Source organism: Macromonas nakdongensis (genome assembly GCF_002837145.1).
Classification (GTDB): Bacteria; Pseudomonadota; Gammaproteobacteria; order Burkholderiales; family Burkholderiaceae_C; genus Macromonas_B; species Macromonas_B nakdongensis.
The window spans coordinates 12,617-39,154 of record NZ_NWMV01000052.1; the positions used below are offsets into that span (position 1 = coordinate 12,617).

The following is a 26,538-nucleotide window of genomic DNA, read 5'->3' on the forward strand; positions in this document are numbered from 1 at the left end:
CGTCACGTGTGCGGGCCGGCCCAGAGGGGCAGGCTCTCCAGCCCGCGGTACAAGGGGTTGCCGTTGCGCACCGGCCGCCCGGCCAGGCCCAGACCCGGTCGGTGGCGCACCAGGGCGCCCAGCACGGCCTGGGCTTCCATCTGCGTCAGGAAGGCGCCAATGCAGACGTGGGCACCGCTGCCGAAGGACAAGGCCCCAGGCTGCTCGCGGCCCAGCCGCAGCGCGTCGGGATCGGCGTGACGGGCCGGGTCGCGGTTGGCCGAGCCGATCAAGGGCAGGATCAGCTCGCCACGGCGCACGGTCTGCCCACACAGTTCCAGGTCCTGGCGGGCACGCCGCCCGGTCCATTGCACCGGGCTGTCGTAGCGCAGCAATTCGCGCACGGCGTTGGGCACGAGGTCGGGCCGCTGGCACAGCAGTTGCCACTGGTCGGGGTGGGACAGCAGCGCCAACACCCCATTGCCCAGCAGGTTGCGCGTGGTTTCGTAGCCGGCGAACAGCAGCATCGCGCATTGGGCCAGCAATTCCGCGCCCGCCCCGACTTGGCCTTGGGCTTCGGCACGCAGAAGGTCGCTGACGAGGTCGCCGCCGAGCGCGCGGCGGCGTTGCGGCAGCAACTCGCGCTCGAAGTAGGCGCTCATCTCCAGCAGGCTGCGTTGCGCCCGCAGCACTTGCCCGTGGCCGGGGCGCGTGGCTCCGATGAACACAGCGATGTCTTCGCACCAGCGCATGAACGCCGTGTCCAGCGCCGGGTCCACGCCCATCAGGCGGCCGATGACGCGGGCCGGCAGGGGCCGGGCCAGGGCCGCCATGAAGTCAACTTCGCCTTCTAGCCCATCCACCAGGGCATTGACCGTGGCATCCAGCTCGGGCTGCAGGGCCGCCAGCCGGTCGGGCCGGAAGGCCGGCATCAGCACCTGGCGCAGGCGCCCGTGGTCGGGCGCGTCCAGGAACAGCATGGCGCGGGCAAACAGGCGCTGGAAGGGCTGCAATTCGCCCCGGTCGCCGCCCTCCCCGGCCGCGGCCATGACCCAGCCCCCCGTGCGCTGCGCGGACAGGCGTGGGTCGCGCAAGGCGGCTTCGACTTCGTTGTGCCGGGTCAGGAGCCAGGCGCCGCCGAAAAATGCGTCGCTCCAGCACAAGGGGCCGGCTTCGCGCCAGCGGCGGTAGTGCGGGTACGGGTCGGTGCCGAAATCGGCGTCCACCGTGACGGTGGGCGCCGTGTCGAGTACCGTCACGCGGCCTCGCCGACCACGGCCGGGCGGTCGCCCTGGGGGCTCAGGCCCAGGCGTTCAAACAGGCGGCGGTCGCGCTGGGCTTGCGGGTTGCTGGTGGTGAGCAGGCGGTCGCCGTAGAAGATGGAATTGGCGCCGGCGGCAAAGCACAAGGCTTGGAGGGCTTCGTCCATCTGCTCACGGCCGGCCGACAAGCGCACCATGGTGGTCGGCATGGTGACGCGGGCGACGGCGATGGTGCGGACGAATTCGAATGGGTCGAGGGGCTCGGCGTCGGCCAGCGGGGTGCCGGGCACGGCCACCAGGTTGTTGATGGGCACGGATTCCGGGTAGGGGTCGAGGTTGGCCAGTTGCGCGATCAGGCCGGCGCGCTGCTCCCGCGATTCGCCCATGCCGACGATGCCGCCACAGCAGACGTTGATGCCCGCCTCGCGCACGTTGGAGAGGGTGTCCAGGCGGTTCTGGTAGGTGCGGGTGGAGATGATCTGGCCGTAGAAGTCGGGCGCGCTGTCGAGGTTGTGGTTGTAGTAGTCCAGCCCGGCGTCCTTGAGCTGCTGGGCCTGCTCGCCGTCGAGCATGCCCAGGGTCATGCAGGTTTCCAGGCCGAGGTCGCGCACGCCCTGGATCATGGCCGAGACGCGTTCCATGTCGCGCTCTTTCGGGCTGCGCCAGGCCGCGCCCATGCAGAAGCGGGTCGCCCCCTGGGCCTTGGCGGCCTGGGCGGCTTCCAGCACCTCGTCCAGGGGCATGAGCTTGCTGGCTTCGAGGCCGGTGTCGAAATGCGAGGACTGCGGGCAGTAGCCACAATCCTCGGCACAACCCCCGGTCTTGATGGACAGCAGGGTCGACAGCTGCACCTCGTTGGGGTTGAAGTGCTGCCGGTGGACGGTCTGCGCGCGGAACAGCAGGTCCATGAAGGGCAACTCGAACAGCTCGGCCACGGCAGTGGCGGTCCAGCGGGTTTCGGGCACGCCGACGTTGGCGCGGCGCAGGGACGACAGGGGAATGGAGGCGACGGTGCTCATGTCAGGTCATCGGAGTGGGCCGGCGGCAGGCCGAAGAGGGCACGCACGGCGGCGGGATGGAAAAATGGCGCCACGCTGGCCGCACTCGGCGGGTCCAGCCGGGGCAGCACGGCGAGGCACGGCGCTTGGAAGCGCCGTTCGAATTCGTGGTGCAAGGTGTCGAGGTTGCGGGCCAGGTGCGGCATGTCGGGGGCCAGGGTGTTGACGACCCAGCCCGCCAGGCGCAGTCCCCGGGCGCGCACGGCTTCGGCCGTGAGGAGGGCGTGGTTGATGCAGCCCAACCGCAGCCCCACCACCAGCACCACGGGCAGGTCGAGTTCTTGCACCAGATCGGCACTGTCCCAGTCCGGGCCCAGCGGGATGCACCAGCCGCCGGCGCCCTCCACCACCAGCGCATCGCTGCGCCCGGCCAGGTGCTGGGCGCCTTGCAGCAAGGCGGCGCGGTCGATGCCGCGGCCCTCGATCTCGGCGGCGATGTGCGGCGCGCAGGCGGTGCGGAATTGGCAAGGCCCGACCTCGTCCAGGGTCACGTCGGCGGTGCTGGCGGCGTGCAGGGTCTGCACGTCTTCGTTGCTCCAGCGGCCGTCGTGCCAGTCCATGCCCGAGGCGACCGGCTTGTAGCCGACGGCGCGCAGCCCGGCCTGGCCCAGCCAGTGCAGCAGCCCGGCGCTGACGCGGGTTTTGCCGACTTCGGTGTCGGTGCCGGTGACGAAGCACGCGGGAATGTTCATGCCGGCAGCTCCTGCAAGGCCTCGCCCAGGGCCGCGAGCAGGCGGTCCACCTCGGCCTCGGTGTGGGCCGCGCTGAGGGTGAACCGCAAGCGCGCCGTGCCCACCGGCACGGTGGGCGGGCGGATGGCGGGCACCCACAGGCCACGCGCCTGCAGGGCCGCGCCCAAGGCCAGGGCCCGCGGGTTGCTGCCCACCAGCAAGGGCTGGATGGGGGTGTCGGACGGCGGCAGCGCCAGGTTCGGGTGCATGGCCACGAGGCGCTCCAGGCCCTGGCGCAAACGCGCGATCAGGCCTTGCAGGTGGCGGCGCCGGGCCTGCCCCTCCTCGCCCTCGATCAAGGCCAGGCTCTGGTCCAGGGCATGCGCCAGTGCCGGGGGCATGGCGGTGGTGTAGATGTAGGGTCGGGCGCTTTGCACCAGCCATTCGACCAGGGTCGGGTGTGCCACCACGGCGGCACCGGCCACCCCGGCGGCCTTGCCCAGCGTGCCCATGTAAATGAGGCGTTCGCTGTGCAGACCAAAATGTTCGAGCGCGCCGTGGCCCCGGGCCCCCAGCACGCCCAGGCCGTGGGCGTCGTCGAGCACCAGCCAGGCGTCGTGGGCTTCGGCCAGGCGCAGCAGCGCCGGCAGGTCGGCCAGGTCGCCGTCCATGCTGAACACCGCGTCCGTCACGATCAATTTGAGCGGCGTGCTGCAGGCCTGCAGCTGGCGCTCCAGCGTGTCCAGCCGGCCGTGCGGGTAGCGCTGCAGGGCGGCTTTGGCCAGCAAAGCGCCGTCCACCAGCGAGGCGTGGTTGAGCTTGTCCGCAAAAAGGGTGGTCTGGGCATCGCCCAGCGCGGTCATGAGCGCGACGTTGGCCATGTAGCCACTGCAGAACAGCAAGGCCTGCGCCCCGGGAATGTGCGGCGCCATCCAGCTGGCCAGGCGGGCCTCCAGCGCGGCGTGGGCCAGCGAGTGCCCGCTCACCAGGTGTGAAGCTCCGCTGCCCACGCCCCAGCGGCGCGCACCGTCGGCCAGGGCCTGCACCACCTGGGGGTGGTTGGCCAGACCGAGGTAGTCGTTGCTGCAGAAGGACAGCAGGTCCGTGCCGTCGCTCAGGCGTGGGTTGGGCCCGCAGGGGGTGGCGGTTTCGCGCAGGCGGCGGCGCGACGCGGTCGCGTCCAGTTCACGCAACCGGCGGTTGATGTGCTCGATCAGCATCGCTCAGTTGCAGGGTGTCGTGCAGGGTGGCCAGGAGGCGCTCGGCCAGCCAGCGGGAAGTGGCATCGTCCAGCACATAAGGGGGCATGAGGTAGACCGTGCGCCCAATCGGGCGCACCAGCAGTTCGTGGCCACGGCCCACCCGGTGGAAGTTCTCGGCGAAACGGCCTTGGGCATGTTCGGGGCGCACATCGAAGGCCCAGATGGTACCCAAACGGCGCAGGTGCTCCACCCGTGGGTCCTGGGCCAGCGGTGCCAGGTAGCCGTCAAGCCGGGCCGCCTCGCGGGCGTTGTCGCCCAGCACGTCCTGGGCCTCGAAGCGGTCCAGCACGGCCAGCGCCGCCCGGCAGGCCAGCGCGTTGCCGGTGTAGGAATGGGAGTGCAGGAAGCCACGGGCCACGTCGTCGGACAGGAAGGCGCGGTAGACGGCGTCGCGGCACAGCACCAGCGACAGGGGCATGAAGCCCCCGGTGATGCCTTTGGACAGGCACAGAAAGTCGGGCCAGATGCCGGCCTGCTCGCTGGCAAAGAAGGTGCCGGTGCGGCCGCAGCCGACGGCGATTTCGTCGGCGATGAGGTGCACCTCGAAACGGTCGCACAGGGCGCGCACCCGCCGCAGGTAAGCGGGGTGGTGCATGGCCATGCCGGCGGCACATTGCACCAGCGGCTCCACGATGAGGGCAGCGATGCGGCCGTGCTGCTCGGTCAACAGGGTTTCCAGGTCCGCCGCGGCACGCAAGGCCATGGCTTCGGCGTCTTCGCCGGGCGCGACCAGGCGCGCGTCGGGCGACGCCACCTGGTGCGCGCGCAGCAGCAGCGGGTCGTAGGCGTCGCGGAACACCGGCACGTCGGTGACGGACAAAGCCCCCAGGGTTTCACCGTGGTAGCCCTGGCGCACGCAGACGAATTCGCGCTTGTCACCCCGACCGGTGTTGCGCCAGTGGTGGAAGCTCATCTTGAGCGCGATTTCCACGGCCGACGCGCCGTCGCTGGCGTAGAAGGCGTGGCCCAGCACGCCACCGGTGCGGGCGCTCAGGCGCTCGGCCAACTCCACGGCCGGTGCGTGGGTGCAGCCGGCCAGCATGACGTGCGGCAAAGTCTCGAGCTGCGCCTTGAGCGCCTCGACGATGCCCGCGTCCGCATGGCCGAACAGGTTGACCCACCAACTGCTGTTGGCGTCGAAATAGCGTCGGCCCTCGTGGTCGTACAACCAGGGGCCCTGCGCCCGTGCGATGGGCAGGGGCGGCACCACGGCCGCCCGCTGCATTTGGGTGCACGGGTGCCAGACACTGGCCAGGCTGCGCGCCTGCCAGTCGGCGTTGGCCCCCATCTCAGCCCAGCGCCGCCACCACCTCAGGCGGTGCCTGCACCAGCTCGATCAGCACGCCCTCGCCCGCGATCGGGAATTCGTCGTTGGACTTGGGGTGCAAGAAGGTGATGTCGTAACCGGCCGCGCCCTTGCGGATGCCGCCCGGGGCGAAACGCACGCCGTGGGCCGTGAGCCACTCCACCGCCTTGGGCAGGTCGTCGATCCACAGGCCCACGTGGTTCAGCGGCGTGGTGTGTACCGCCGGTTTTTTCTCGGGGTCCAGCGGCTGCATCAGGTCCACTTCGACCTTGTACGGGCCGGTGCCCATGGCGCAGATGTCTTCGTCCACGTTCTCGCGTTCGCTCCGGAACGTGCCGGTGACCTCGAGGCCCAGCATGTCCACCCACAGTTTCTGCAGGCGGGTCTTGTCCGGGCCGCCGATGGCGATCTGCTGGATGCCCAGTACCTTGAAGGGGCGTTGGCTCACTTTTCGAACTCCACGATGGGCTGGTCCACCACCAGGCTCTCGCCCTTGTTGGCCAGCACCTTGGCCACCACGCCGTCGGCGGCGGCGAACAGCACGTTCTCCATCTTCATGGCTTCGATCACGGCCACGCGTTCACCGGCTTGCACCTTCTGGCCGGGCTTGACGGCCACGTCCACCAACAGGCCGGGCATGGGCGACAGCACGAACTGGCTCATGTCGGGCGCGGCCTTGTAGGGCATCTGGCGGTACAGCTCGGCCATGCGCGGCGACACCACCATGCACTCCAGCTTGGTGCCGTTGTGCTGCACCACCAGGGCCAGCGGGTTCTTCTTCGAGCCACGCTCCACCTGCGCGGTGAAGGGCTGGCCGTTGACCTCGCCGGTGATGACGATGTCGTTCAGGCGCGAGGGCGAACTGATCTTGTAGCGCTGCTCGCCCACGCTGACGGAAGCGTAGCCGGTTTCGCCGGTGAACTCGTCCACATGCACGTTGGCGTAGCTGTGGCGGCCTTCCATGTCCAGGCCGATCACAGTGTAGTCCTTGCCCACCTTCACGCCGTAGCCCGGCAACTGGCCGCTCAGGCCGGTGGCGCGCTCGCGCGACTTGCGGCGCACGAAAGCGGCCAGGGCCACCAAGAAGTCCTGGTCGTCGTGCGGCACGTCCTCGGCGCGGAAACCGCCCGCGTAGTGGTGCGCGATGAAGCCGGTGTTGAAATTGCCCGACACAAAGTCGGGGTGGGCCAGCAGCGCCGCCTGGAAGGGGATGTTGCTGTTGATGCCGCGGATGACGAAACCGTTCAGGGCTTCACGCATCTTGGCAATCGCGTCGTTGCGGTCCTTGCCGTGCACGATGAGCTTGGCGATCATCGAGTCGTAGAACATCGGGATCTCGCCGCCTTCGAACACGCCGGTGTCCACGCGCACGCCGTACTTGTGGCCGATGTCGGCCTGCCACATGGTTTCCTGCGGCGGGTCGAAGCGCACCAGGCGGCCGGTGGACGGCAGGAAGTTGCGGAACGGGTCTTCGGCGTTGATGCGGCACTCGATGGCCCAGCCGTCGCGCTTGACGTCGGCCTGGGTGAAGGCCAGCTTTTCGCCGGCGGCCACGCGGATCATCTGCTCCACCAGGTCCAGGCCGGTGATGCACTCCGTCACCGGGTGCTCCACCTGCAGGCGGGTGTTCATTTCCAGGAAGTAGAAGTCCTGGTTTTTGCCCACCACGAACTCCACCGTGCCGGCGGACTGGTATTTCACCGCCTTGGCCAGGGCCACGGCCTGCTCGCCCATGGCTTTGCGCGTTTCGTCGGAAATGAAGGGCGACGGCGCTTCTTCGATCACCTTCTGGTGGCGGCGCTGGATCGAGCATTCGCGCTCGTTCAGGTACAGCACGTTGCCGTGGCTGTCGCCCAGGATCTGGATCTCGATGTGGCGCGGCTGCTCGACGAACTTCTCGATGAAGATGCGGTCGTCACCGAAGCTGTTGCGGGCTTCGTTCTGGCAGGCGGTGAAGCCTTCCAGTGCTTCCTTGTCGTTGAAGGCCACGCGCAGGCCCTTGCCGCCGCCGCCGGCCGAGGCCTTGATCATGACGGGGTAGCCAATGCCCTTGGCGATTTCCACCGCGGCTTCGGCGTTGGCGATCGGGTCGTTGTAGCCCGGAATGGTGTTGACCTGGGCTTCGTTGGCCAGCTTCTTGGAGGCGATCTTGTCGCCCATGGCCGCGATGCTGTGCGCCTTGGGGCCGATGAAGGCGATGCCTTCGTCTTCGCAGCGCTGGGCAAAGGCCTCGTTTTCGCTCAGGAAGCCGTAGCCGGGGTGGATGGCTTCGGCGCCGGTCTGCTTGGCCGCCGCGATGATCTTTTCGGCCACCAGGTAGGACTCGCGCGACGGCGCCGGGCCCAGCAGCACGGCCTCGTCGGCCAGGCGCACGTGGCGCGCCTCCTTGTCGGCCTCGGAGTACACCGCCACGGTGGCGATGCCCATTTTCTTGGCGGTGGCGATGACGCGGCAGGCGATCTCGCCCCGGTTGGCAATCAGAATTTTCTTGAACATGTGGGGACTCCTGGGGCGCGGATTACAGAGGGATGTTGCCGTGCTTGCGCCACGGGTTTTCGATCTTCTTGTCCTTGAGCATCACCAGCGAGCGGCAGATGCGCTTGCGGGTGTTGTGCGGCATGATCACGTCGTCGATGTAGCCGCGCTTGGCCGCCACAAAGGGGTTGGCGAAGTTGGCCTTGTACTCGGCCTCGCGGGCGGCCAGCTTTTCCGGGTCGTTCTTGTCTTCGCGGAAGATGATTTCCACCGCGCCCTTGGCACCCATCACCGCGATCTCGGCGTTGGGCCAGGCGAAGTTCACGTCGCCGCGCAGGTGCTTGGAGGCCATCACGTCGTAGGCGCCGCCGTAGGCTTTGCGGGTGATGACGGTGATTTTCGGCACCGTGCACTCGGCATACGCGTAGAGCAGCTTGGCGCCGTGCTTGATGATGCCGCCGTATTCCTGGCTGGTGCCGGGCATGAAGCCGGGCACGTCCACGAAGGTGATGACGGGGATGTTGAACGCGTCGCAGAAGCGCACGAAGCGCGCGGCCTTGATGGACGACTTGATGTCCAGGCAGCCGGCCAGCACCAGCGGCTGGTTGGCGACGATGCCCACGGTCTGGCCGTCCATGCGGGCAAACCCGACGATGATGTTGGCCGCGTAGTCGGGCTGGATTTCGAAGAAGTCGCCGTCGTCGACCGTCTTGAGGATCAGCTCCTTCATGTCGTAGGCCTTGTTCGGGTTGTCCGGCACCAGGGTGTCCAGGCTCATCTCGAGGCGGTCGATCGGGTCACCGCTGGGGCGCACCGGCGCTTTTTCGCGGTTGTTCAGCGGCAGGTAGTTGTACAGGCGGCGCAGCATCAGCAGCGCTTCCACGTCGTTCTCGAAGGCGAGGTCGGCCACACCGCTCTTGCTGGTGTGGGTCACGGCGCCGCCCAGTTCCTCGGCGGTCACTTCTTCGTGCGTCACCGTCTTCACCACTTCGGGGCCGGTCACGAACATGTAGGACGAGTCCTTGACCATGAAGATGAAGTCGGTCATGGCGGGCGAATACACCGCACCACCGGCCGACGGACCCATGATCATGCTGATCTGCGGGATCACGCCGCTGGCCATGACGTTGCGCTGGAACACCTCGGCGTAACCGCCGAGCGAGGCCACGCCTTCCTGGATGCGAGCCCCGCCCGAGTCGTTCAGGCCGATCACCGGCGCGCCGACCTTCATGGCCTGGTCCATGATCTTGCAGATCTTCTCGGCGTGCGCTTCGGACAGCGCGCCACCGAAGACGGTGAAGTCCTGGCTGAACACGAACACCAGGCGGCCGTTGATCATGCCGTAGCCGGTGACCACGCCGTCACCGGGAATCTTTTGGTCCTGCATGCCGAAGTCGGTGCAGCGGTGTTCGACGAACATGTCCCACTCTTCGAAGGTGCCTTCGTCCAGCAGCACTTCGATGCGCTCGCGGGCGGTGAGCTTGCCCTTCTTGTGCTGGGCGTCGATGCGCTTCTGTCCGCCACCCAGTCGGGCGGCGGCGCGCTTCTGTTCGAGTTGTTCGAGGATTTCTTGCATGAAAAGCTCCTAGGAAAGGGCGGGTTCGAAAGTGTTCCAGTGGTGCATGAATTCGGCCAGGGCCTGGACGGTGACGACGTCGCGTCCCCACGGCTTGCGTTCACGCGGCAGATGGCGCAGCCAGGCCAGCCCGCGGGCGGCCTGGTGCACCTGTTGCAGCACAGGGGGCGCCACACGGGCGGCCACAGCGGACCAGACGGTCATCAGTTCGGCCCGCGGGGCGCTGTGCACCCAAACCGCGGACAGCATGTAGGCCATCAGGTCGCGCGCCTGTGCCGTAGGCAGGGGCATCGCTTCCAGGGGGTCGTCCTCGAAGTCGATGTACCAGAGCTGGCCCTGGCTGACCAGGATGTTGCGGGCAAAGGCCTGGCTCAGGTACTGGCCGCGGCCGTGCAGGTCGAGCAGGCCCTCCAGCCCCTGGCGAAAGGCCGACAGGGCCGTGGCCGGATCGGCCAGAAAATGCTGCTGCAGCGCATCGCCCTCGACACGGCGCAGCACGATGAACTGGTCGGCGTGGTGCAACACCTCGGGCACCGGCACGCCGGCAGCGGCCAAGGCCCGCAGGCGGCGCACCTCGGTCGCCTGCGCGGCGGCACCGCCACGGGCGGGCACGGGGCGCAGCAAGGGGTTGCGGGTGCAACGCGACAGCGCCGACAACAGCCGGAAACGCCACGGCCCGCGCGCCGGTCGCTGGCCCTTGACCACCACCCGCCCCTCGGGGAGTTCGAACATCTCGACCCGGTGCTGGCGCCAGCCTTGCGAGGTTTCGATGGTGTGCAAGGACGCGGCGCTCAGCACGGACGCGCCTCCAGTGCCTCGGGCGGGCGCAGGTGCGTCACGGCGGGCAGAAAGGCGTTGAGCAGTTCGCGCGCGGCCGTGGAGGCCACCACACGCCCGGCCAGCACGTCCGCCGACAGGGCCGGCAGGCGGGCCAGGATGCTGGGGTGCTGGCGGAAGGCGTCGCGCAGGCCGGCGTCGATGCGCTCCCACATCCAGGCCTGGGCCTGGCGCTGTCGCTTGGCGTCGAAACGGCCGTTGGCGCCTTGCAGGCGACGGAATTCGCTGACCTGGGCCCAGAAGCCGTCCACGCCCCGGTTGTTGAGCGCGCTGATCTGCACCACGGTCGGGTGCCACAGCGCCTCGTCGTGGTGGGCGTGCTCGGGGTTGCCGTGCTGGCCCAGCAGCCGCAGCGAGGACTGGATCTGCGCCTGCGCGCGGGTGGCGGCGTGGGGGTCGATGTCGGCCTTGTTGATGACCACCAGGTCGGCCAGTTCCATCACGCCCTTCTTGATCGCCTGCAACTCGTCGCCGGCATTGGGCAGTTGCAGCAAGCAGAACATGTCGGTCATGTTGGCCACCGCGGTTTCGGACTGGCCCACGCCCACCGTTTCCACGATGACCACGTCGTAACCCGCCGCTTCGCAGACCAACATGGCCTCGCGGGTTTTTTCGGCCACGCCGCCCAGGGTGCCGCTGCTGGGGCTGGGGCGGATGTAGGCGCGCTCGTGCACGCTCAGGTGCTCCATGCGGGTCTTGTCGCCCAGAATGGAGCCGCCCGAGACGCTGCTGGACGGGTCCACCGCCAGCACCGCCACGCGGTGGCCTTGCCCGATAAGGTACAGGCCCAGCGCCTCGATGAAGGTCGATTTGCCCACGCCCGGCACGCCGCTGATGCCCAGCCGCAGCGCGCGTCCGGTGTGCGGCAGCAGCGCGGTCAGCAGCGCATCGGCCTGCGCGCGGTGGTCGGCGCGGGTGGATTCGAGCAGCGTGATGGCCTTGGCCATGGCGCGCCGCTGCACCGCGGCACCGCCGCGGACGATGCCTTCGAGCAAAGCCTGAGGGGTCAAGCGATGGCCTTTTTGATCTGCTCCAGCACGTCTTTGGCGCTGGCGGGAATCGGGGTGCCCGGGCCGTACACGCCCTTGACGCCGGCCTCGTACAGCATGTCGTAGTCCTGGCGCGGAATCACGCCGCCCACGAAGACGATGATGTCGTCGGCGCCCTGCTTTTTCAGCTCGGCGATGATGGCCGGCACCAGCGTCTTGTGGCCGGCGGCCAGGGTGGACACACCCACGGCGTGCACGTCGTTCTCGATCGCCTGGCGGGCGCACTCTTCCGGGGTCTGGAACAGCGGGCCCATGTCCACGTCGTAACCCAGGTCGGCGAAGGCGGTGGCCACCACCTTGGCACCGCGGTCGTGGCCGTCCTGGCCCAGCTTGGCGATCATCACGCGCGGGCGGCGGCCCTGCTCGTCGGCGAAGGCGGCGATTTCTTCCTTCAGCTTTTCCCAGCCTTCGGCGGAATCGTAAGCCGCGGCGTACACCCCGGTCACCTTTTGCGTGTCGGCGCGGTGGCGCCCAAAGACCTTTTCCAGCGCGTCGGACACCTCGCCGACGGTGGCGCGCAGGCGGATGGCCTGGATGGACAGGTCCAGCAGGTTGCCCTGGCCGGACTCGGCGGCCGCGGTCAGCGCGTCCAGCGCAGCCTGGACCTTGGTGTTGTCGCGGCGGGCCTTGATGGCCTGCAGGCGGGCGATCTGGCCGTCGCGCACCTTGACGTTGTCCACGTCCAGGATCTCAATCGGGTCTTCCTTGGCCAGCTTGTACTTGTTGACGCCGACGATCACGTCCTTGCCGGAGTCGATGCGGGCCTGCTTCTCGGCCGCGGCGGCTTCAATTTTCAGCTTGGCCCAGCCGGAATCCACCGCCTTGGTCATGCCGCCCATGGCATCAACCTCTTCGATGATCTTCCAGGCTTCGTCGGCCATCTGCTGGGTCAGCGACTCCATCAGGTAGGAACCGGCCCAGGGGTCCACCACGTTGGTGATGTGGGTCTCTTCCTGGATGATGAGCTGCGTGTTGCGCGCGATGCGGGCGCTGAACTCGGTGGGCAGCGCGATGGCTTCGTCCAGCGAGTTGGTGTGCAGCGACTGGGTGCCGCCGAACACCGCCGCCATGGCCTCGATGGTGGTGCGCACCACGTTGTTGTACGGGTCCTGCTCGGTCAGGCTCCAGCCGCTGGTCTGGCTGTGGGTGCGCAGCATCAGGCTCTTGGGGTTCTGGGCGTTGAAGCCCTTCATGATGCGGGTCCACAGCAGGCGGGCCGCGCGCATCTTGGCGATTTCCAGGTAAAAGTTCATGCCCACCGCCCAGAAGAAGCTCAGGCGGCCGGCGAAATCGTCCACGTCCATGCCCTTGGCGATGGCGGTCTTCACGTATTCCTTGCCGTCGGCCAGGGTGAAGGCCATCTCCAGCGCCTGGTTGGCACCGGCTTCCTGCATGTGGTAGCCGCTGATGGAAATCGAGTTGAACTTCGGCATGTGCTTGGCCGTGTACTCGATGATGTCGCCGATGATCTTCATCGACGGCTCCGGCGGATAGATGTAGGTGTTGCGCACCATGAACTCTTTCAGAATGTCGTTCTGAATCGTTCCGGCCAGCTGGTCCTGGCTCACGCCCTGCTCTTCGGCGGCCACCACGTAGCCCGCCAGCACCGGCAGCACGGCGCCGTTCATGGTCATGGACACGCTCACTTTGTCCAACGGAATGCCGTCGAACAGAATCTTCATGTCCTCCACGCTGTCGATGGCCACGCCGGCCTTGCCCACGTCACCGGTCACTCGCGGGTGGTCGGAGTCGTAGCCGCGGTGGGTGGCCAGGTCGAAGGCCACCGACACGCCCTGCCCGCCGGCGGCCAGCGCCTTGCGGTAGAAGGCGTTGGACTCTTCGGCGGTGGAGAAGCCGGCGTACTGGCGGATGGTCCAGGGGCGCACCGCGTACATGGTGGCCTGCGGGCCACGCAAGAAGGGTTCGAAACCGGGCAGCGTGTTGGTGTACGGCAGGTCCTTCACGTCCTCGGCCGTGTACAGGGGCTTGACCACGATGCCGTCCGGCGTGGTCCAGTTCAACTGGTCGAGCGAGCCGCCCTTGATGGACTTCTGCGCGGCTTTTTCCCAATCGGCCAGGGTGGCGGGCTTGAATTCAGACGACATGAAACGCTACCTGTGGTGTTCAACAACGGCGGGATTTTACATCATTCATAATTATTGATGCAAAATCCTGAGGAGCGGTAAAATGCCGCACCGTTTCAACAAGCACCCATGTCTGCCGTTTCACTCACCCCGCGCGCGCTGTACGAAGAAGTTGCCGAACTGCTTCGGCAACGCATCTTCAACCGCGAACTGCCGCCGGGCAGCTGGATCGACGAACTCAAGATCGCCGAGGAGCTCGGCATCAGCCGCACGCCCCTGCGCGAGGCCATCAAGGTGCTGGCCGCCGAGGGCCTGGTGACCATGAAGGTGCGGCGCGGCGCTTACGTGACCGAAGTATCCGAACAAGACTTGCGCGAAGTTTACGAGCTCTTGTCGCTGCTCGAAGCGGACGCGGCCGGGGCCGTGTGCCGCGTGGCCAGCGACGCGGAGCTGGCCCAATTGCAAACCCTGCACAACGAACTGGAACAGGCCGCCCAGCCCGGCACCGGATCGCGCGAACGCTTTTTTGAACTGAACGAAGCCTTCCACCTGCAACTGCTGGAGATGGCGCGCAACCGCTGGCGCAAGCAGATGGTGGCCGATCTGCGCAAGGTCATGAAGCTCAACCGCCACAGTTCGCTGTTCAAGTCCGGGCGCATCGAAGAATCGTTGAAAGAGCACCGCGCCATCCTGGCCGCCGTGCTGGAGCGCGACGCCGAACGTGCGGTGCAGCGGGTGCGCACCCACTTCAGCAACGGCTTGCAGGCCGCCGTCTGACCCCTGTCGGGCTCAAGGCCGGCCTCCCGCGGCCGATACCGAGGGCAAAACCAGGCACCCAGTTCAACGCCATGGTGTGAGCCTCGGCGCTGGCGTCAACGCCGCCAGCGCTGCACCACGCCGACCACCCCCAGCACCACGGCACCGGCGGCCACGCCCACCGCGGCCCCCACGGCGGTTTGGGCCAAGCCGCCGAACACCTGGCCCCAGCCACTGGACCAGACCTCCACCGCATGGCCCAGCGCCGGCCATCCGTGCAGCAGGATGCCTCCGCCCACCATGAACATCGCGGCGGTCCCCACCACCGACAGGGTTCTCATCAGCTTCGGGGCCAAGGCCAGCAAGGCCGAACCCAGGGCCCGGCTGCTGGCCGAAGTGCGGCGCTGCAGGTGCCAACCCAGGTCGTCCAGCTTGACGATACCTGCCACCAGACCGTAGACCCCCAAGGTCATGAGCAGCGAGATGCCGACCAGCACCGCCACCCGCTGGGGCAAGGCCGCAGTGGCGACGGTCCCGAGGGTGATGACGACGATTTCGGCCGACAGGATGAAGTCGGTGCGCACGGCGCCCCGGATCTTGTCTTGCTCAAACGCCACGAGGTCCACATTCGGGTCGGCCAGGGCGGCCAGGGTTTTCTGATGGCTGGCGGCATCGGCTTCTCGGTGCAGGAATTTGTGCGCGAGCTTTTCGAAGCCCTCGAAACACAGAAATGCCCCGCCCAGCATCAGCAAGGGCGTGATGAGCCAGGGGACCAGACCACTGATCAGCAGGGCGGCCGGCACCAAAATCGCCTTGTTCAGCAACGAACCTTGGGCCACGGCCCAGACCACGGGCAGCTCCCGGTCGGCCCGCACACCGGTGACCTGCTGCGCATTGAGGGCGAGATCGTCTCCCAGCACGCCAGCGGTTTTCTGGGCGGCCACCTTGGTCATGGTGGCGACGTCGTCGAGGATGGAAGCGATGTCGTCGAGGAGCGCCAGGAGGGTGGAGGCCATGCGGTGGTGGGTTCAAAAAACCAGTGGGACGGGCAGACGCGGGGCCGGGCTGCCCAGCGCAAGATGCGCCTATGATAGGAGCATGAAACACCCATGGGCGGTCTGGATCGTGGCACTGAGCGGTTTTTGTGCATCGGGCACGGCGGCACTGGCCGACACCGTCGGTTGCGTGACCACGGCTTGGAAACTCATCGGGGCGAACCACCGGATCTGCGTGGAAGCCTTCCCCGACCCCAAGGTGCCGGGCGTGACCTGCCACGTCAGCCAGGCCCGCACCGGGGGCGTCAAGGGCAGCCTGGGCCTGGCCGAGGACCCGAGCCAGTTTTCGCTGGCCTGCCGCCAGACCGGCCCCATCACCCTGCCCCCGAAACTGCCGAAAGACGAGGTCGTTTTCAGCGAGGACACCTCTCTGCTGTTCAAGGAAACCCGCGTGGTGCGCCTCTGGGACGCGCAGCACCGCACCCTGGTCTACCTGGGCATCAGCCGCCGTTTGATCGAGGGGGCCCCGGCCAACAGCATTTCGACGGTGCCGGTGATGGCGTGGCGCTGAGCCAGCGCCCGGCGCGCTCGCTCACACCAGGCTGTCGGTCGCGGTGGCTTCCTGCGGCAACTAGTCGCGCGCCAAGGCCTCTTGCGCCAAACCGAGCACCTCCCGCGGCGGCAAGGGCTTGAGTTTGTGGTTGCTCCAGACCTGGCGCCAGTGGCGGGCCCCGCGCTGGCCGTGGCGCAGGCCCAGCATGTGCCGGGCAATCGCGTACCAGGGCGTTCCGTCCTCGATCGCCTCTCGTTCCATGTAGTCCACCATGGCCAACTCCACCGCATCGCGCGACACCTCGCGGGCTGGGGCGCCCCAGTAGCGGGCGTCCCACTCGGTCATGAGCCAGGGGCGGTAGTACACCTCGCGGCCCAGCATGGCACCGTCCAGGTGCTGCAGGTGGGTGTCGATCTGCTCGTTCGTCTGCACCCCGCCGTTGACCACCAGGGTCAGGTGCGGGAAATCGCGTTTCAGGCGGTAGGCCAGCTCGTAGCGCAGTGGCGGCACTTCGCGGTTTTCCTTGGGGCTCAGGCCCTGCAGCCAGGCGTTGCGGGCGTGCACGGTGAACACCTCGCAACCGGCCTCGGCCACGGTGCCGACGAAATCGCGGACGAAGTCGTAGCTGTCGATCTTGTCGATGCCGATGCGGTGCTTGACCGTCACCGGCACAGACACCGCGTCGCGCATGGCCTTGACCCCGTCGGCCACGAGTTGGGGCTCGGCCATCAGGCAGGCCCCGAAAGCACCGCGCTGCACCCGCTCGCTCGGGCAGCCGCAATTCAGGTTGATCTCGTCGTAGCCCCAAGCCGCCCCCAGCCGGGCGCCGTGTGCCAGCTCGGTGGGCTCGCTGCCGCCCAGTTGCAGCGCCACCGGGTGCTCGGTTTCGTCCAGGCGCAGGTGTCGGCGCGGATCGCCGTGCCGCAAAGCACCGGTGGTCACCATTTCGGTGTACAGACGGGTGTGGCGGGTCAGCAGGCGGTGGAAGTAGCGACAATGCTTGTCAGTCCAATCCAGCATCGGCGCAACAGAAAGCCTCCACGGACTGTGAGACCCCACTCCACCTATGAAATCAGCCCCCTTCGGCCCTGTCTCGTTCCCGCTCATCGTCCACCATTTCAGACCATTTAAGCCCCACCAGTGCTACATTTCGTGCTACACAAAAACCATGTAGCACCGGAGGCCACACATGGGCACCATTACAGCACGAAAGCGCCGCGACGGCACCACCGGGTACACCGCCCAAATCCGCCTCAAACAAGGCGGCAAAGTCATCCACACCGAAAGCCAGACCTTCGACCGCCGCCCAGCCGCCGCCCTCTGGCTCACCATGCGGGAGGATCAACTCGCCCAGCCCGGCGCCATCGAAGCCCTCCAGGCGCCCGACCCAACGCTCGCCCAAGTCATCGCCCAGTACCTCAAAGAACTGCGCAAGCCCCCCGGCAAAACCAAAGCCCAGGTGCTCCACACCATCGCCGCAGCACCCCTCAGCCAGCTCAAATGCAGCGCCATCACCAGCCTGCACATCACCGAATTCGCCCAAAGCCTCCAGGTCAAACCCCAAACCGTCGGCAACTACCTCTCCCACCTCGCCACCATCTTCCGCATCGCCCGGCCCGCCTGGGGCTACCCCCTCAACATCCAGGCCATCGACGACGCCCGCACCGTCGGCAAAAAACTCGGCATCACCGGCCGCTCCCGCTCCCGCGAACGCCGCCCCACCCTCACCGAGCTGCACGCCCTCCTCCAGCACTACACCCTGCAGGCCAGCAAACGCTTCGCCCGCCTGCCCATGGTCGATCTCATCCTCTTCGCCCTCTTCAGCACCCGGCGCCAGGAAGAAATCACCCGCATCACCTGGGCCGACCTCGACGCCACCCACAGCGAAATCATCGTCCGCGACATGAAAAACCCCGGCGAAAAAATCGGCAACGACGTGCGCGTCAACCTCCCCGCCGAAGCCCTCTCCATCATCCAGCGCCAGGCCCGCGAAGAAGGCTACACCGGCCCCATCTTCCCCTACAACAGCAAAAGCATCAGCAGCAGCTTCACCCGCGCCTGCCTGCTGCTCGGCATTCACGACCTCAACTTCCACGACCTGCGCCACGAAGGCGTCAGCCGCCTGTTCGAAATGGGCAAAAGCATCCCCCAGGTCGCTGCCGTCTCTGGCCACCGATCCTGGGCCAGCCTCAAGCGCTACACCCACATCCGCCAGGTGGGCGACAAATACGCCGGCTGGGAGTGGACGCCCGCCATGCCCTAATCCACCCTCGGCACCGGCTCCCGCTCGGGCTCCCCGCCCCACTCATCCAGCCGCTGGGCCAGCTCCTCGCGCCGCTCGCGGTCACGCCGCTGCATGCGCTCGGCCGCCTGGCGCAGGGCTTTGCGGTCGCGGGCGCGCTTCCAGGCGTCGTCGTCGGGGGCGCGGTCGGTCGAGCGGGTCATGGCAATCAGCGCGGCCAAGCGCGCATCAGTGCTCGGGCATCAGTGGCGTGGCCGTCAGCAGCTCGCGCCAGGTCTTCAACAGCGCCTCGACACTGGTCGAATACGGTTGCAAGGGCGCCGGCGTGCTCACGGACGGAGGCGCAGGTGCTGCTGGACATTCGCAGGCGGGCTTCGGCGAGTTGTGCGCGCAGGCCGTCAGACTCGCGGCGAGCAGCAGCGGCAGCAGCCGCGTTGCGTTGGGCTTGTTGGGCGGCTTCATGCAGTGCCTCGTCTTTCTGCGCCTGCAGGCGCTGGGTTTCGTGGGCGGCAGCGGCGCGGGCATCGGCCACGGCCTGGGCCTGTTCGGCGTGGATGCGCGCGATCTGCCCGCCCAGGCGCCAGTTCTGGACCTGCCAGGCGCCTGTGGCGGAGATGGCGGCAGCGGCCAGCGCGGCGGCGGCGTGGGTGTACAGCATCACGCCAGCGCCTGGATGCCGACCTGCGTGCCCGCGTCGGTGATGGTGATGACGCGGTTGACCGGCCGCTCGGGCACGCGGGTGGACACGTGCACCCACTGCTTGCCCTTGACGCCCTCCAGGATCAACTGCCCAATGCCCAGCACGCTGACCAGCGGCGCCAGGGCTTTGGCCACCTGGTAGGGCGTGCCGTAGCCGGGCACCACAATGTCGGCGGCCTGGCCCCGGGCGTGGTCGCTGCTGGTGACGCCGCCCACCGCCTTGTTGACGGCCGGGGCGCGGTAACCGCTGGTGACCACCACCGCGCTGCCCAGCGTGTCGCGGATGCGCTGCAGCATGTCGGCCGTGGCCTGCAAGCGCTTGAGGTCGTCGGCCGTGGGCCAGTTGGCCAGGCCCAGGCGGTCGGCGGTGGCGCTGCGGGTCAGCTCCTCCAGCGTGAAATGCGTGCTCAGTTTCGTGGGCATGGTCACCCCTCCTTCACTCGGGTTCGAACAATCAACACCGCAAACCCCAGCATCACGGCCGTTTCCGCCAGGGTCGGCCGCTCGGGGCGGGCCAGGTCGGCCAGGGCCAGGCTGGGCACGCCCAGCCACAGCAGCACCGGGGACGCCACGCCGCCGGCGGCACCCAGGGCCAGCAGCGCCCAGGCCGCGGCCTTGAGGCCGTCGACCACACGCTGGTGCGGCGTGAGGCCGCGCGCCAGGGGCGCGGTGCGTTCGAGCTTGTTGAGCGCTTCGGCCAGCACCACCAGGCTGGCCAGCACGTGCAGCAGTTGCAGGGTGGCGGGCGTCATTCCGAGCGCCCTCCCCCGGCCGGCGGGGTGTGGTGCCCCACGCTGGTGATGCGCCGGATGGCCCACTGCAACACCCAGCGCGCGCCGCCGCCCACGGCAAACGCCACGCCCAGGGTGTTGGGGTCGCTCAAGCCGCCGGCCACGGCCGCGATGGGCGTGAGGTAGCCCGCGGTGATGGCGCTGGCCAGCACCACACCCATGCGCCGCAGCGTGGTGCGCAGCAGCTCGAGCCAGGTGTCCATGCCGCCGGGCACGGTGTTGAGCAGGATGACGGCGGCCAGGGAGCCGCTGAAACCGGCCATGAGCACGTCGGCCCGCAGGCCCAAGGGCACGCCGAACGCCGTGAGCGCCGGCACCGACAGCGTGGCCGTGGCCAGCGTCAGGGCGGTGGAGGTGGTGGGTTCGGGCATGGGTCAGAAATTCGGGAAAGGCGCAATTGGCGGTGTGAAATTCGCGGTGTAGCGGGCCACGCCATCTGTCCGTCTTAAATCATCAATGTGCCCGCTGAAATATGAAACGAACCCAGAGAAATTAAAAAGACCGACTGCTATTGAGTTTTCTGTAATGTTTGCAAACCCATCATTTGCTGTCGTCCCGCCAACAATGCCGCCAACGAAAACCCTCAAAACGCCAGACGTTCTTGTGGCGGCCAGGTGATACCACACACCGGTAGAAATCGAGGCTGTGCTACTTGCAATGTATTGAGTGCCAACCCTAGTCTGAAATTTTAAAATACCGTCCTCGACATACAGCATCCAGTATGCAGTTGAATTGCCGTTATTTAGTCTTGATGACGCAATCGGCCGGACACCCGAAACAGAATTAAACCTAGCCCAGGCCTCAATCGTGACGTCCTGCGTACCGAGCGCAAGGCCGTTGTACCCAAGGAAATCACCAGCCCCATCAAACAGACCAGATGCGCCACCGAACCGACTCTGAGCCGTGCTGATTTGCGCATTGCCGTTTGCAGTGACGGTTTTTGGCGTCGGGCTGCTGTCCGTGAACGTCGTGCTGCCATTAGTCCCGTCCATGTGCAGCAACAGCGACACATTTGCAAAATGCGGATCACCTGCTGGAGCGCCACCGCCGAAGCGAAACGGGTTCATCAAGAACCCGCCCTGGCGCCGCCGCAGCGCGGCCCTAATGTCGGTGCTGCGGTCAATCAGGCTCATGCCGGCACCCCAATCAAATAGACCTTCAGCCCCTTGGCCGTGCCATCACCCACCTGGTCAATGTCGATGGTCATTTCTGCGTCATCGGCCAGCGCCGCGTCGCTGATGACAGCCGCCGTGGCGGCCGTGGTGCTGGTCCGCTCGGTGTTGTCGATGGTCAGCTTGGTGGACAGGATAGAGGTGCCACCCTCGTTGATGTCCACCGTCAGGATGGAGCCGCTGGTCTGCGCCGTGGTCAGCGAGGACCGCACCGCCGTCAGCGTCATCGCAAACGGCATGCGGAACGTCACCTTGGCCGTGCCGGCGGTCAGTGCGGTGGTCTCGTCGCTGCAGGCAATCGGGATGGCCGTCACGCCACCGCCCGCACTCACCGCACCCGCCGGGAAAATCCCCCCATCGCCCGCCCGGTGGTCCTCCACCGCCGTCACACCCACCGTCCCCGTGGTCACCCGGTAGACGCGGGCATAGGCATCGGCGTTGTCCCAATTGGTGGTGGCGGTGCTGGTGCTGACGACCCCCGTGGCCCGCGCCACCACGATGTAATTGGTGGCGCTGGCCGTCAGCGTCAGCGTGCCAGCCGCCACGGCAAACCCGCCCCAGCGCCCGCCCAGGTAGCCCCAGGTGAGCAGATCGGTGGTGTCGGGGTTGTTGGCGTACACGGCCATGTGCTGCAAGGCCTTGAAATTGGCGTTCACCACCACATCGGGGTGGGCCTGGCCGCTGGCCCACTGGGGCAGGGTCGGGGTCAAACTCATGGGGCAACTCCTGTGCAAATGGCGGGGCGCCCGGCGCCGACCGTTTCGGACACCTGGCAGATCTCGAAAATCACCGGGTCGCTGGAGGCGAACCCGTCGGCGGCCTGTTCGGCGGCGGTGTAGAGGTAGGTGGGCTCGGTGGCCGTGGCGGTGCGCACCAGGGTGGCACCGTCGTACACGCGCACGCGGTACAGCTCGGCGGCTTCGCCCAATGGCACGGCGGGGCTATCGCCGTCGTAGCGGTGGCTCAGGCGGGTACGGCGCTGCCAGGTCAGCACCAGGTCGCCGTCGTCGTCGGCCAGCGCCACGGGGTGGGCCGGGGCCCAGGGCCGCAGGGCCTCGCCCGTGTCGGTGAAGGCCTCGCCGTCCACGTTGGCCAGGATCTGGCCGAACGTCACCGCCTTGATGTAGCGGGCCAGCCCGATCTGGCTGGTCTGGCTGGTGGCGCGACGCAGCGCGGCGTCCAGCAGCACGGCCTGTTCGCCGGCGGCGTGGCTGCCCATGCGCCACTCGGTGCCGCGGAAGCCGCGCAAAAAGCCGCTCAGCACGTAGGTGTTGGGCGCGGTCAGCTCGGCCCGGCGGAAGCGCAGCAACTCCCAGCCGGTGGCCTGGCTGCCCACGGCCAGCACGTTCAGGGTTTCGTCGGCCTGCATGGCGCTGCGGGTGCTGCTGGCCAGCTCGCCGCCGCTGGTCACCACGGTCAGGGTGTTGGACTCGTCCCAGGTGTTGCCGCCTGCCCAGTCGCCCAGGGTGGTGCTGCAGGTGGCCAGCACGCCCTCGTTTGCGGTGCGGAACAGCTCGGCGTAGCTGGTGTCGTCCCAGCTGCGGGCCACCATGGCGCCTTTCCACTCGTCGGCGGCGCTCAGGCGATCAGCGCCCACCGCCACGTAGTAGCCGGGGCTGTTGTCGGCGTCGCGCAGCAGGGGGATGTCCAGCGCCTCGAACACCGTGGGCGCCACGCGCACCGGCTCGGCGGTGCTGATGTAGCCGGTGTCGGTCACGGCGGCGCTGTCCAGCGCGCCCACATCGTCCAGCACGCAGTCCAGCTCGATGATGCTGAGCGTGTCGCGCTTGACCTGCACCCGCAGGCGGTAGCTGCGGCCGTCGAAATTGACGGCCTCGATCACGTCGCCGGGCTCGATGTAGGCGTACCGCAGCGGCAGGCGCACGCTCGTCTTGGTCATGCCCGCCACCTGGTCGAACAGCAACGCGTCGGCCAGGGCCTTGGCCTCGGCCGGCAGCATGCCCAGCGGCATCTGCATGGCCTGCACCGATTCCTGGCCGCTCAGCAACCGGTCGCTGTGCTCGGTGGCGGTCTGGTAGTCGCCGGCCATGTTGGGGTAGCTCAGCGCGATCTGGCCCGGGATCTCCAAGTCGTTGGCCATCGTCAGGGCCAGCGGCTCGGCATCACTCACCGCATCCTCAGACGCGCCCAGGTCGGCCCATGGGATGGTGGCCACCGGGTCCACGGCGCGGGGGCGAATGTAGATCTTGTCGCTCTTGCTGACCTCGACAAAATAGGCGGACTGCAGCATGTCCAGCGTGGCGCGGGTCGGGCCAACCTGCCCAACGGCCAGGGCGCGCAAAGGGAAGCCGCCGGCTTCGGCGTCGATCAGGTAATCGTCGGCCACATATCCGGCCCGCTGCATCAAATTGTCGGAATGGCCGGGCAGCGTGCTTGCATAAACAGCGCCACCAGCGTCTGGGAATGGCTCCGCGGACAAGGTGTAATCTGCTGCGCCATACCTGACGCCGTGCGTCACCCTAATTTCATCATACAAAAACCAAACAGGATTGGCGTACGGAAGTCCTCCATAAGCGAGGTACAAAATGTATCCATCAGTAGTAATCGAATTGCCAGAAAGACCGCCAATATAAGCGCCATCGACATAAAATCTGGTCTGATTGCCGGCTGCGTCATACTGAATAGCCATTTTGTGCGTCATGCCTTTTTTGGCAAAAACCGGCTGCGCAGGGTTGCTCACATACCCATATGCATATTGAGGTGTCCCATTGATGTAATACACCACGCGACACCCGTCATCAATGTCATACCAAGCTAGATCAATGATCAGCCGAGCAGCCCCGTTTTGCGACAACTGCAGCAACCGCGAACCATTGGAGTACTCAAGATCGTGTGGATTGTGAAACGTGAATTCAATACACAGATTGCGGCCATTCACCACTGGCAGGTCATAGCGAACAACTGCATCGTACGCGGATGCAATTGTCCCGATTTTTCCTGATTTTCCAAATTGAATTGATGAATCAGATTGCTCCGCAATACCGATTGACGTTGGATTTCTGTGGTAACTACTGGAGTCATACAGCCAATTTCCACCAACCGATTCAAAATGCAGCAACAACTGCACTTGGTCAAAATATTCGTCCACCGGGCTTGCGCCGATTTCGAATGTCAAATTTGGAATTTGCCCACCGCCGCCCAATTGCAGGCCGGTGATGACCACATACCCGCGCCCCCGGTAGGCCGGGGCGTTGCCCGCGCCCACCGCGGCCTCGTAGGTCGGGTCGGGGAGCTGGTCGTCGGTGCCGGTGTAGATGCGGATGCCACTGCACACGCCGCTTTTGATGAGGCTCGTCGGCAAATCGCCGTCCATGCCCTGCAGGTTTCCCAGCCCAGACCCGAACACCAGTTCGCCGTTGCTCCAGATGCGGCTGACGCCGGCAATCTCGTTCTCGGTCAACAGGATCAGCAGGTCGCAGTCGTAGGTGTAGGTGGTCTGCTCGGGGCCGCCCTTGGCCGACTGGGTGTTGGCGGTTTCGCGCTTGTTGCTGGCCCACACGATCTGGCCGGCGATGCGCGGGCTGCCGGCCACCCAGGGGATGGGCTGGCCGTATTCCGAGCCGGTCACGCGCAGGTCGCCCAGGCGCGGGCCTTCCGCGTCGGGCGCGAACAGGGCGTTGCCCAGCATGGACCCGGCCATCCACCCCCAGGCGGCGCCCGACATGCCCAGCACGGTGCCGGTGATGAGTGCGCTGCCCGCCCATGCGCCGGCGGCGGCGACTGCCAGAACTGCCATTACGCCACCCCTCCCACACCACCGCCCAGGCCAACCGGTGCGGCACCCTCCCCTGGCCAGCGGAAGGCCTGCACAAACCGCATCGCGGCGCCGAACAGCAGCCGGGTTTCCAGCACGCGGCCGCGCTGGCCGTCGGCGTGGATCAGGCTTAAGCCCCCGTGCACGTAGTCGCCCACCACGCCCACGTGCTGCGGGTGGCGGGCAAAGGCCACGCACACCACGTCGCCGGGGCGCATGTCGGCCTGGGGCACGGGCACCAGGCGGTCGGCCAGGTGGTGCATCAACTGGCTGCCGTCGGGCTGGCGGGCGTAGCCGGTCACGTCCCACGCGGGGGGCAGGTGGCCCAGCTCGCGCGCCACGCAGATGACCAGGCCCACACAGTCCACGCCCACGCCGCGCACGCGCGCCTGGTGGTGGAACGGGGTGCCCAGGTAGCTGCGGGCCACGGCCACAGCGGGGTGCAGGCTGGGGGCCGTGCTGGGGGTGGGTGTGGTCATACGGGTTTGGTCAGGTCGTCAAAGCTGGGGCGGTGCGGCTCGCCCTGAAAATTCAGCACGTTGTTGAACTTGGCCTTGCAGTCCTCCATCAGGCGCTTGCGGCAGCCCGCCACGGCGGTGAAGGTGTCGCCCACCTGGATGGCCAGCACGCACGGCAGCTGCAGGGTCACGGTGCCGCCGGTCACCGGGTCGCCACCGGTGGCGGTGTGGGTGCGCACCTTGTGGGTGGTGCCGGCGTTGTCGCCGCTGGTCCAGGTGATCAGGCCCTCGCCCAGGGTGTCGTCTGGCAGCGTGCCCGCGAAGGTGAAGGTGCGCTTGTCGGTCACGGTGGCCACGGCCAGGGCGTAGGTCCAGGGCGTCAGGTCCACCATGCATTTGTTGATGCCGGTGGTGGCCCCCAGGCGCGCGCGGCACGTCTTGGTGCTGACGATGCCCACCGGCTGCTGCAGCTTTTGCGTCAGGCCGCGCAGCTCCACTTTCACGGTGGTTTGCTGCAGCACCACCTGGCCAAACCAGCCGCGGTACAGCACCTCCACGCTGTTGGGGATGACGGCCGGCACGTCCCACCGGTGGCGGAAAATCCAAAATTCGGCGTTCTGCCAGCGCCCGGCCAGCACGTCGTCGCGGTCGAACAGGGTGCCGTCGTCCAGCGTGGTGATCTCCATGTTGTCCACGGCGAGCCCGGCGGTGCTGACGATGCCAGAAAAGTCCAGCCCCTGGCGGGCGTCCAGCACCAACGCCTCGGCCCCGGCGAACCAGGGGGAGGCGTCCAGCGGCACGTCCTGGTCGTGGCTGGTGAAGCCGTACACGGCGCCGTCCTCGCGCCGCACCACCAGGCCGTAGGCCATGCAGGTGGCGCCGCTGTCGTAGTGGGCCTGCAGGTCGGGGTGAAGGGTTTTCACAGGCGCACCTCTTCCAGCTCGATGTTGGTCCACTCCATGAGCATGCGTGGGCCGCCCCGCAGGCGCCAGGCGGCGCTGGGGTCTTTGAAGGCCACCGGTACGTCGAAGGTGCCCACCCAGCGGTACACGTCGCCAGAGGCGTGGCCGGTGTTGACCGTCACGCGGCCGGTGGTGGTGTCCACGGCGCAGGTGTCGGTGATGTCGGTGGTCGCGCCGCTGCGGGTGCGGTACACGCGCAGGCCGGTGTTGGGCTTGTAGATGGGCCGCACGAAGGTTCGCACGCCCATCGGGTAGATGCGGTTGAGCTGGTAGGTGGTGCCCGTGACCAGCGTGGTGCTGGTGTTGTCCAGGCTGGCCCGGTAGTCGCTCCAGTCTTTGAAGCGGAAGGCGTCGGCATCGCCGCCCACCACGTAGAAGAAGGCGCGCAGCTGCTCAAATTCGGCCGCACTGCGCAGGGGCTGGTCGATGGTGTACTGCTGCAGCGGGTAGGCCGCCATGCGGTTGGTCTGGCGCTGCCCGCCGGGCATGTAGGCCTTGCCGTTGGCAAAACGGGGGCCGCACACGGCCTCGCGGCTGATGCGCTCGGGGAAACGGTGTTCAAAGAAGGCCATGGGG

Annotated in this window: 27 protein-coding genes; 3 read left to right on the forward strand and 24 right to left on the reverse strand. The window is 67.3% G+C overall.

The annotated features are described in order from the left end of the window. Positions 1-2 precede the first annotated feature (2 nt). The 11 genes from CON77_RS08035 to scpA are packed head-to-tail and all read right to left on the reverse strand — an operon-like array spanning position 3 to position 13,580. A complete protein-coding gene (locus tag CON77_RS08035; protein ID WP_101048647.1) occupies positions 3-1,238 on the reverse strand; it encodes a cytochrome P450 in 1,236 nt (411 codons plus the stop codon). After that, on the reverse strand, positions 1,235-2,260 hold the full coding sequence (bioB, locus tag CON77_RS08040) for a biotin synthase BioB (protein ID WP_101048648.1): 1,026 nt from the start codon (positions 2,258-2,260) through the stop codon (positions 1,235-1,237). Before bioB ends, CON77_RS08035 begins: the two co-directional genes overlap by 4 nt. Next, positions 2,257-2,991, reverse strand: a complete 735-nt coding sequence (bioD, locus tag CON77_RS08045) for a dethiobiotin synthase (protein ID WP_101048649.1) — start codon at positions 2,989-2,991, stop codon at positions 2,257-2,259. Before bioD ends, bioB begins: the two co-directional genes overlap by 4 nt. Beyond that, the gene (gene bioF, locus CON77_RS08050; RefSeq protein WP_101048650.1) at positions 2,988-4,190 is read right to left on the reverse strand and encodes an 8-amino-7-oxononanoate synthase; all 1,203 of its coding nucleotides are present in this window, start codon (positions 4,188-4,190) and stop codon (positions 2,988-2,990) included. The genes bioD and bioF overlap by 4 nt, the downstream gene beginning before the upstream one ends. Then, positions 4,156-5,520, reverse strand: a complete 1,365-nt coding sequence (gene bioA / locus CON77_RS08055) for an adenosylmethionine--8-amino-7-oxononanoate transaminase (protein WP_101048651.1) — start codon at positions 5,518-5,520, stop codon at positions 4,156-4,158. The genes bioF and bioA overlap by 35 nt, the downstream gene beginning before the upstream one ends. 1 nt (position 5,521) lies before the next feature. Beyond that, complete coding sequence (locus CON77_RS08060; protein WP_101048652.1) at positions 5,522-5,986, reverse strand: VOC family protein; 465 nt, start codon at positions 5,984-5,986, stop codon at positions 5,522-5,524. After that, complete coding sequence (accC, locus tag CON77_RS08065) at positions 5,983-8,034, reverse strand: acetyl-CoA carboxylase biotin carboxylase subunit (RefSeq protein WP_101048653.1); 2,052 nt, start codon at positions 8,032-8,034, stop codon at positions 5,983-5,985. Before accC ends, CON77_RS08060 begins: the two co-directional genes overlap by 4 nt. A 22-nt stretch (positions 8,035-8,056) precedes the next feature. Continuing rightward, complete coding sequence (locus CON77_RS08070) at positions 8,057-9,589, reverse strand: acyl-CoA carboxylase subunit beta (protein ID WP_101048654.1); 1,533 nt, start codon at positions 9,587-9,589, stop codon at positions 8,057-8,059. Between the two features lie 9 nt (positions 9,590-9,598). Continuing rightward, positions 9,599-10,387 (reverse strand): BUD32 family EKC/KEOPS complex subunit, encoded by a 789-nt coding sequence (locus CON77_RS08075; RefSeq protein ID WP_101048655.1) that lies wholly within the window; start codon positions 10,385-10,387, stop codon positions 9,599-9,601. Continuing rightward, positions 10,381-11,436, reverse strand: coding sequence for a methylmalonyl Co-A mutase-associated GTPase MeaB (meaB, locus tag CON77_RS08080; RefSeq protein WP_198552311.1), 1,056 nt, complete (start codon positions 11,434-11,436; stop codon positions 10,381-10,383). Before meaB ends, CON77_RS08075 begins: the two co-directional genes overlap by 7 nt. After that, positions 11,433-13,580, reverse strand: a complete 2,148-nt coding sequence (gene scpA / locus CON77_RS08085) for a methylmalonyl-CoA mutase (RefSeq protein ID WP_101048657.1) — start codon at positions 13,578-13,580, stop codon at positions 11,433-11,435. Before scpA ends, meaB begins: the two co-directional genes overlap by 4 nt. Positions 13,581-13,688: 108 nt before the next feature. On the opposite strand from scpA, the gene CON77_RS08090 reads away from it, so the two are divergent. Continuing rightward, a complete protein-coding gene (locus CON77_RS08090) occupies positions 13,689-14,336 on the forward strand; it encodes a GntR family transcriptional regulator (protein WP_101048658.1) in 648 nt (215 codons plus the stop codon). Positions 14,337-14,431: 95 nt separating this feature from the next. Here the strand turns inward: CON77_RS08090 and CON77_RS08095 are convergent, their stop codons facing one another. Then, on the reverse strand, positions 14,432-15,331 hold the full coding sequence (locus CON77_RS08095; RefSeq protein ID WP_101048659.1) for a DUF808 domain-containing protein: 900 nt from the start codon (positions 15,329-15,331) through the stop codon (positions 14,432-14,434). A gap of 82 nt (positions 15,332-15,413) precedes the next feature. Here CON77_RS08095 and CON77_RS08100 point away from each other — a divergent pair, with 82 nt between their 5' ends. Then, positions 15,414-15,881, forward strand: coding sequence for a CreA family protein (locus tag CON77_RS08100; protein WP_101048660.1), 468 nt, complete (start codon positions 15,414-15,416; stop codon positions 15,879-15,881). A 60-nt stretch (positions 15,882-15,941) separates the two neighbouring features. Here the strand turns inward: CON77_RS08100 and dusA are convergent, their stop codons facing one another. Continuing rightward, complete coding sequence (dusA, locus tag CON77_RS08105; protein ID WP_101048661.1) at positions 15,942-16,970, reverse strand: tRNA dihydrouridine(20/20a) synthase DusA; 1,029 nt, start codon at positions 16,968-16,970, stop codon at positions 15,942-15,944. Between the two features lie 82 nt (positions 16,971-17,052). Between dusA and CON77_RS08110 the strand changes: the two genes are divergently transcribed. Next, positions 17,053-18,126, forward strand: coding sequence for a site-specific integrase (locus CON77_RS08110; protein ID WP_101048662.1), 1,074 nt, complete (start codon positions 17,053-17,055; stop codon positions 18,124-18,126). On the opposite strand, the gene CON77_RS08115 is transcribed toward CON77_RS08110, so the two are convergent. Genes CON77_RS08115 through CON77_RS08165 form a run of 11 tightly spaced genes read right to left on the reverse strand, consistent with a single transcriptional unit; the run spans position 18,123 to position 26,534 of the window. After that, positions 18,123-18,326: a hypothetical protein gene (locus CON77_RS08115; RefSeq protein ID WP_101048663.1), complete on the reverse strand. Its 204-nt coding sequence runs from the start codon at positions 18,324-18,326 to the stop codon at positions 18,123-18,125. The genes CON77_RS08110 and CON77_RS08115 overlap by 4 nt on opposite strands. Further along, positions 18,314-18,763, reverse strand: a complete 450-nt coding sequence (locus tag CON77_RS08120; protein WP_101048664.1) for a hypothetical protein — start codon at positions 18,761-18,763, stop codon at positions 18,314-18,316. The genes CON77_RS08115 and CON77_RS08120 overlap by 13 nt, the downstream gene beginning before the upstream one ends. Next, positions 18,763-19,227 (reverse strand): D-Ala-D-Ala carboxypeptidase family metallohydrolase, encoded by a 465-nt coding sequence (locus CON77_RS08125; RefSeq protein WP_101048665.1) that lies wholly within the window; start codon positions 19,225-19,227, stop codon positions 18,763-18,765. Before CON77_RS08125 ends, CON77_RS08120 begins: the two co-directional genes overlap by 1 nt. 2 nt (positions 19,228-19,229) lie before the next feature. Then, positions 19,230-19,556, reverse strand: a complete 327-nt coding sequence (locus CON77_RS08130; RefSeq protein WP_101048666.1) for a hypothetical protein — start codon at positions 19,554-19,556, stop codon at positions 19,230-19,232. Beyond that, the gene (locus tag CON77_RS08135; RefSeq protein WP_101048667.1) at positions 19,553-19,966 is read right to left on the reverse strand and encodes a hypothetical protein; all 414 of its coding nucleotides are present in this window, start codon (positions 19,964-19,966) and stop codon (positions 19,553-19,555) included. The genes CON77_RS08130 and CON77_RS08135 overlap by 4 nt, the downstream gene beginning before the upstream one ends. 3 nt (positions 19,967-19,969) lie before the next feature. Beyond that, the gene (locus tag CON77_RS08140) at positions 19,970-20,728 is read right to left on the reverse strand and encodes a LamG domain-containing protein (protein ID WP_101048668.1); all 759 of its coding nucleotides are present in this window, start codon (positions 20,726-20,728) and stop codon (positions 19,970-19,972) included. Beyond that, a complete protein-coding gene (locus tag CON77_RS08145) occupies positions 20,725-21,483 on the reverse strand; it encodes a hypothetical protein (RefSeq protein ID WP_101048669.1) in 759 nt (252 codons plus the stop codon). The genes CON77_RS08140 and CON77_RS08145 overlap by 4 nt, the downstream gene beginning before the upstream one ends. Continuing rightward, a complete protein-coding gene (locus CON77_RS08150; RefSeq protein ID WP_101048670.1) occupies positions 21,480-24,524 on the reverse strand; it encodes a phage tail protein in 3,045 nt (1,014 codons plus the stop codon). The genes CON77_RS08145 and CON77_RS08150 overlap by 4 nt, the downstream gene beginning before the upstream one ends. Continuing rightward, positions 24,524-25,021, reverse strand: coding sequence for an NlpC/P60 family protein (locus CON77_RS08155; protein WP_101048671.1), 498 nt, complete (start codon positions 25,019-25,021; stop codon positions 24,524-24,526). The genes CON77_RS08150 and CON77_RS08155 overlap by 1 nt, the downstream gene beginning before the upstream one ends. After that, positions 25,018-25,923 carry a phage/gene transfer agent baseplate hub protein gene (locus tag CON77_RS08160; RefSeq protein WP_157826878.1) on the reverse strand — a complete coding sequence of 302 codons (906 nt, stop codon included), beginning with the start codon at positions 25,921-25,923 and terminating at the stop codon, positions 25,018-25,020. The genes CON77_RS08155 and CON77_RS08160 overlap by 4 nt, the downstream gene beginning before the upstream one ends. After that, a complete protein-coding gene (locus CON77_RS08165; protein ID WP_101048673.1) occupies positions 25,920-26,534 on the reverse strand; it encodes a DUF2460 domain-containing protein in 615 nt (204 codons plus the stop codon). Before CON77_RS08165 ends, CON77_RS08160 begins: the two co-directional genes overlap by 4 nt. Between the last annotated feature and the right edge of the window lie 4 nt (positions 26,535-26,538).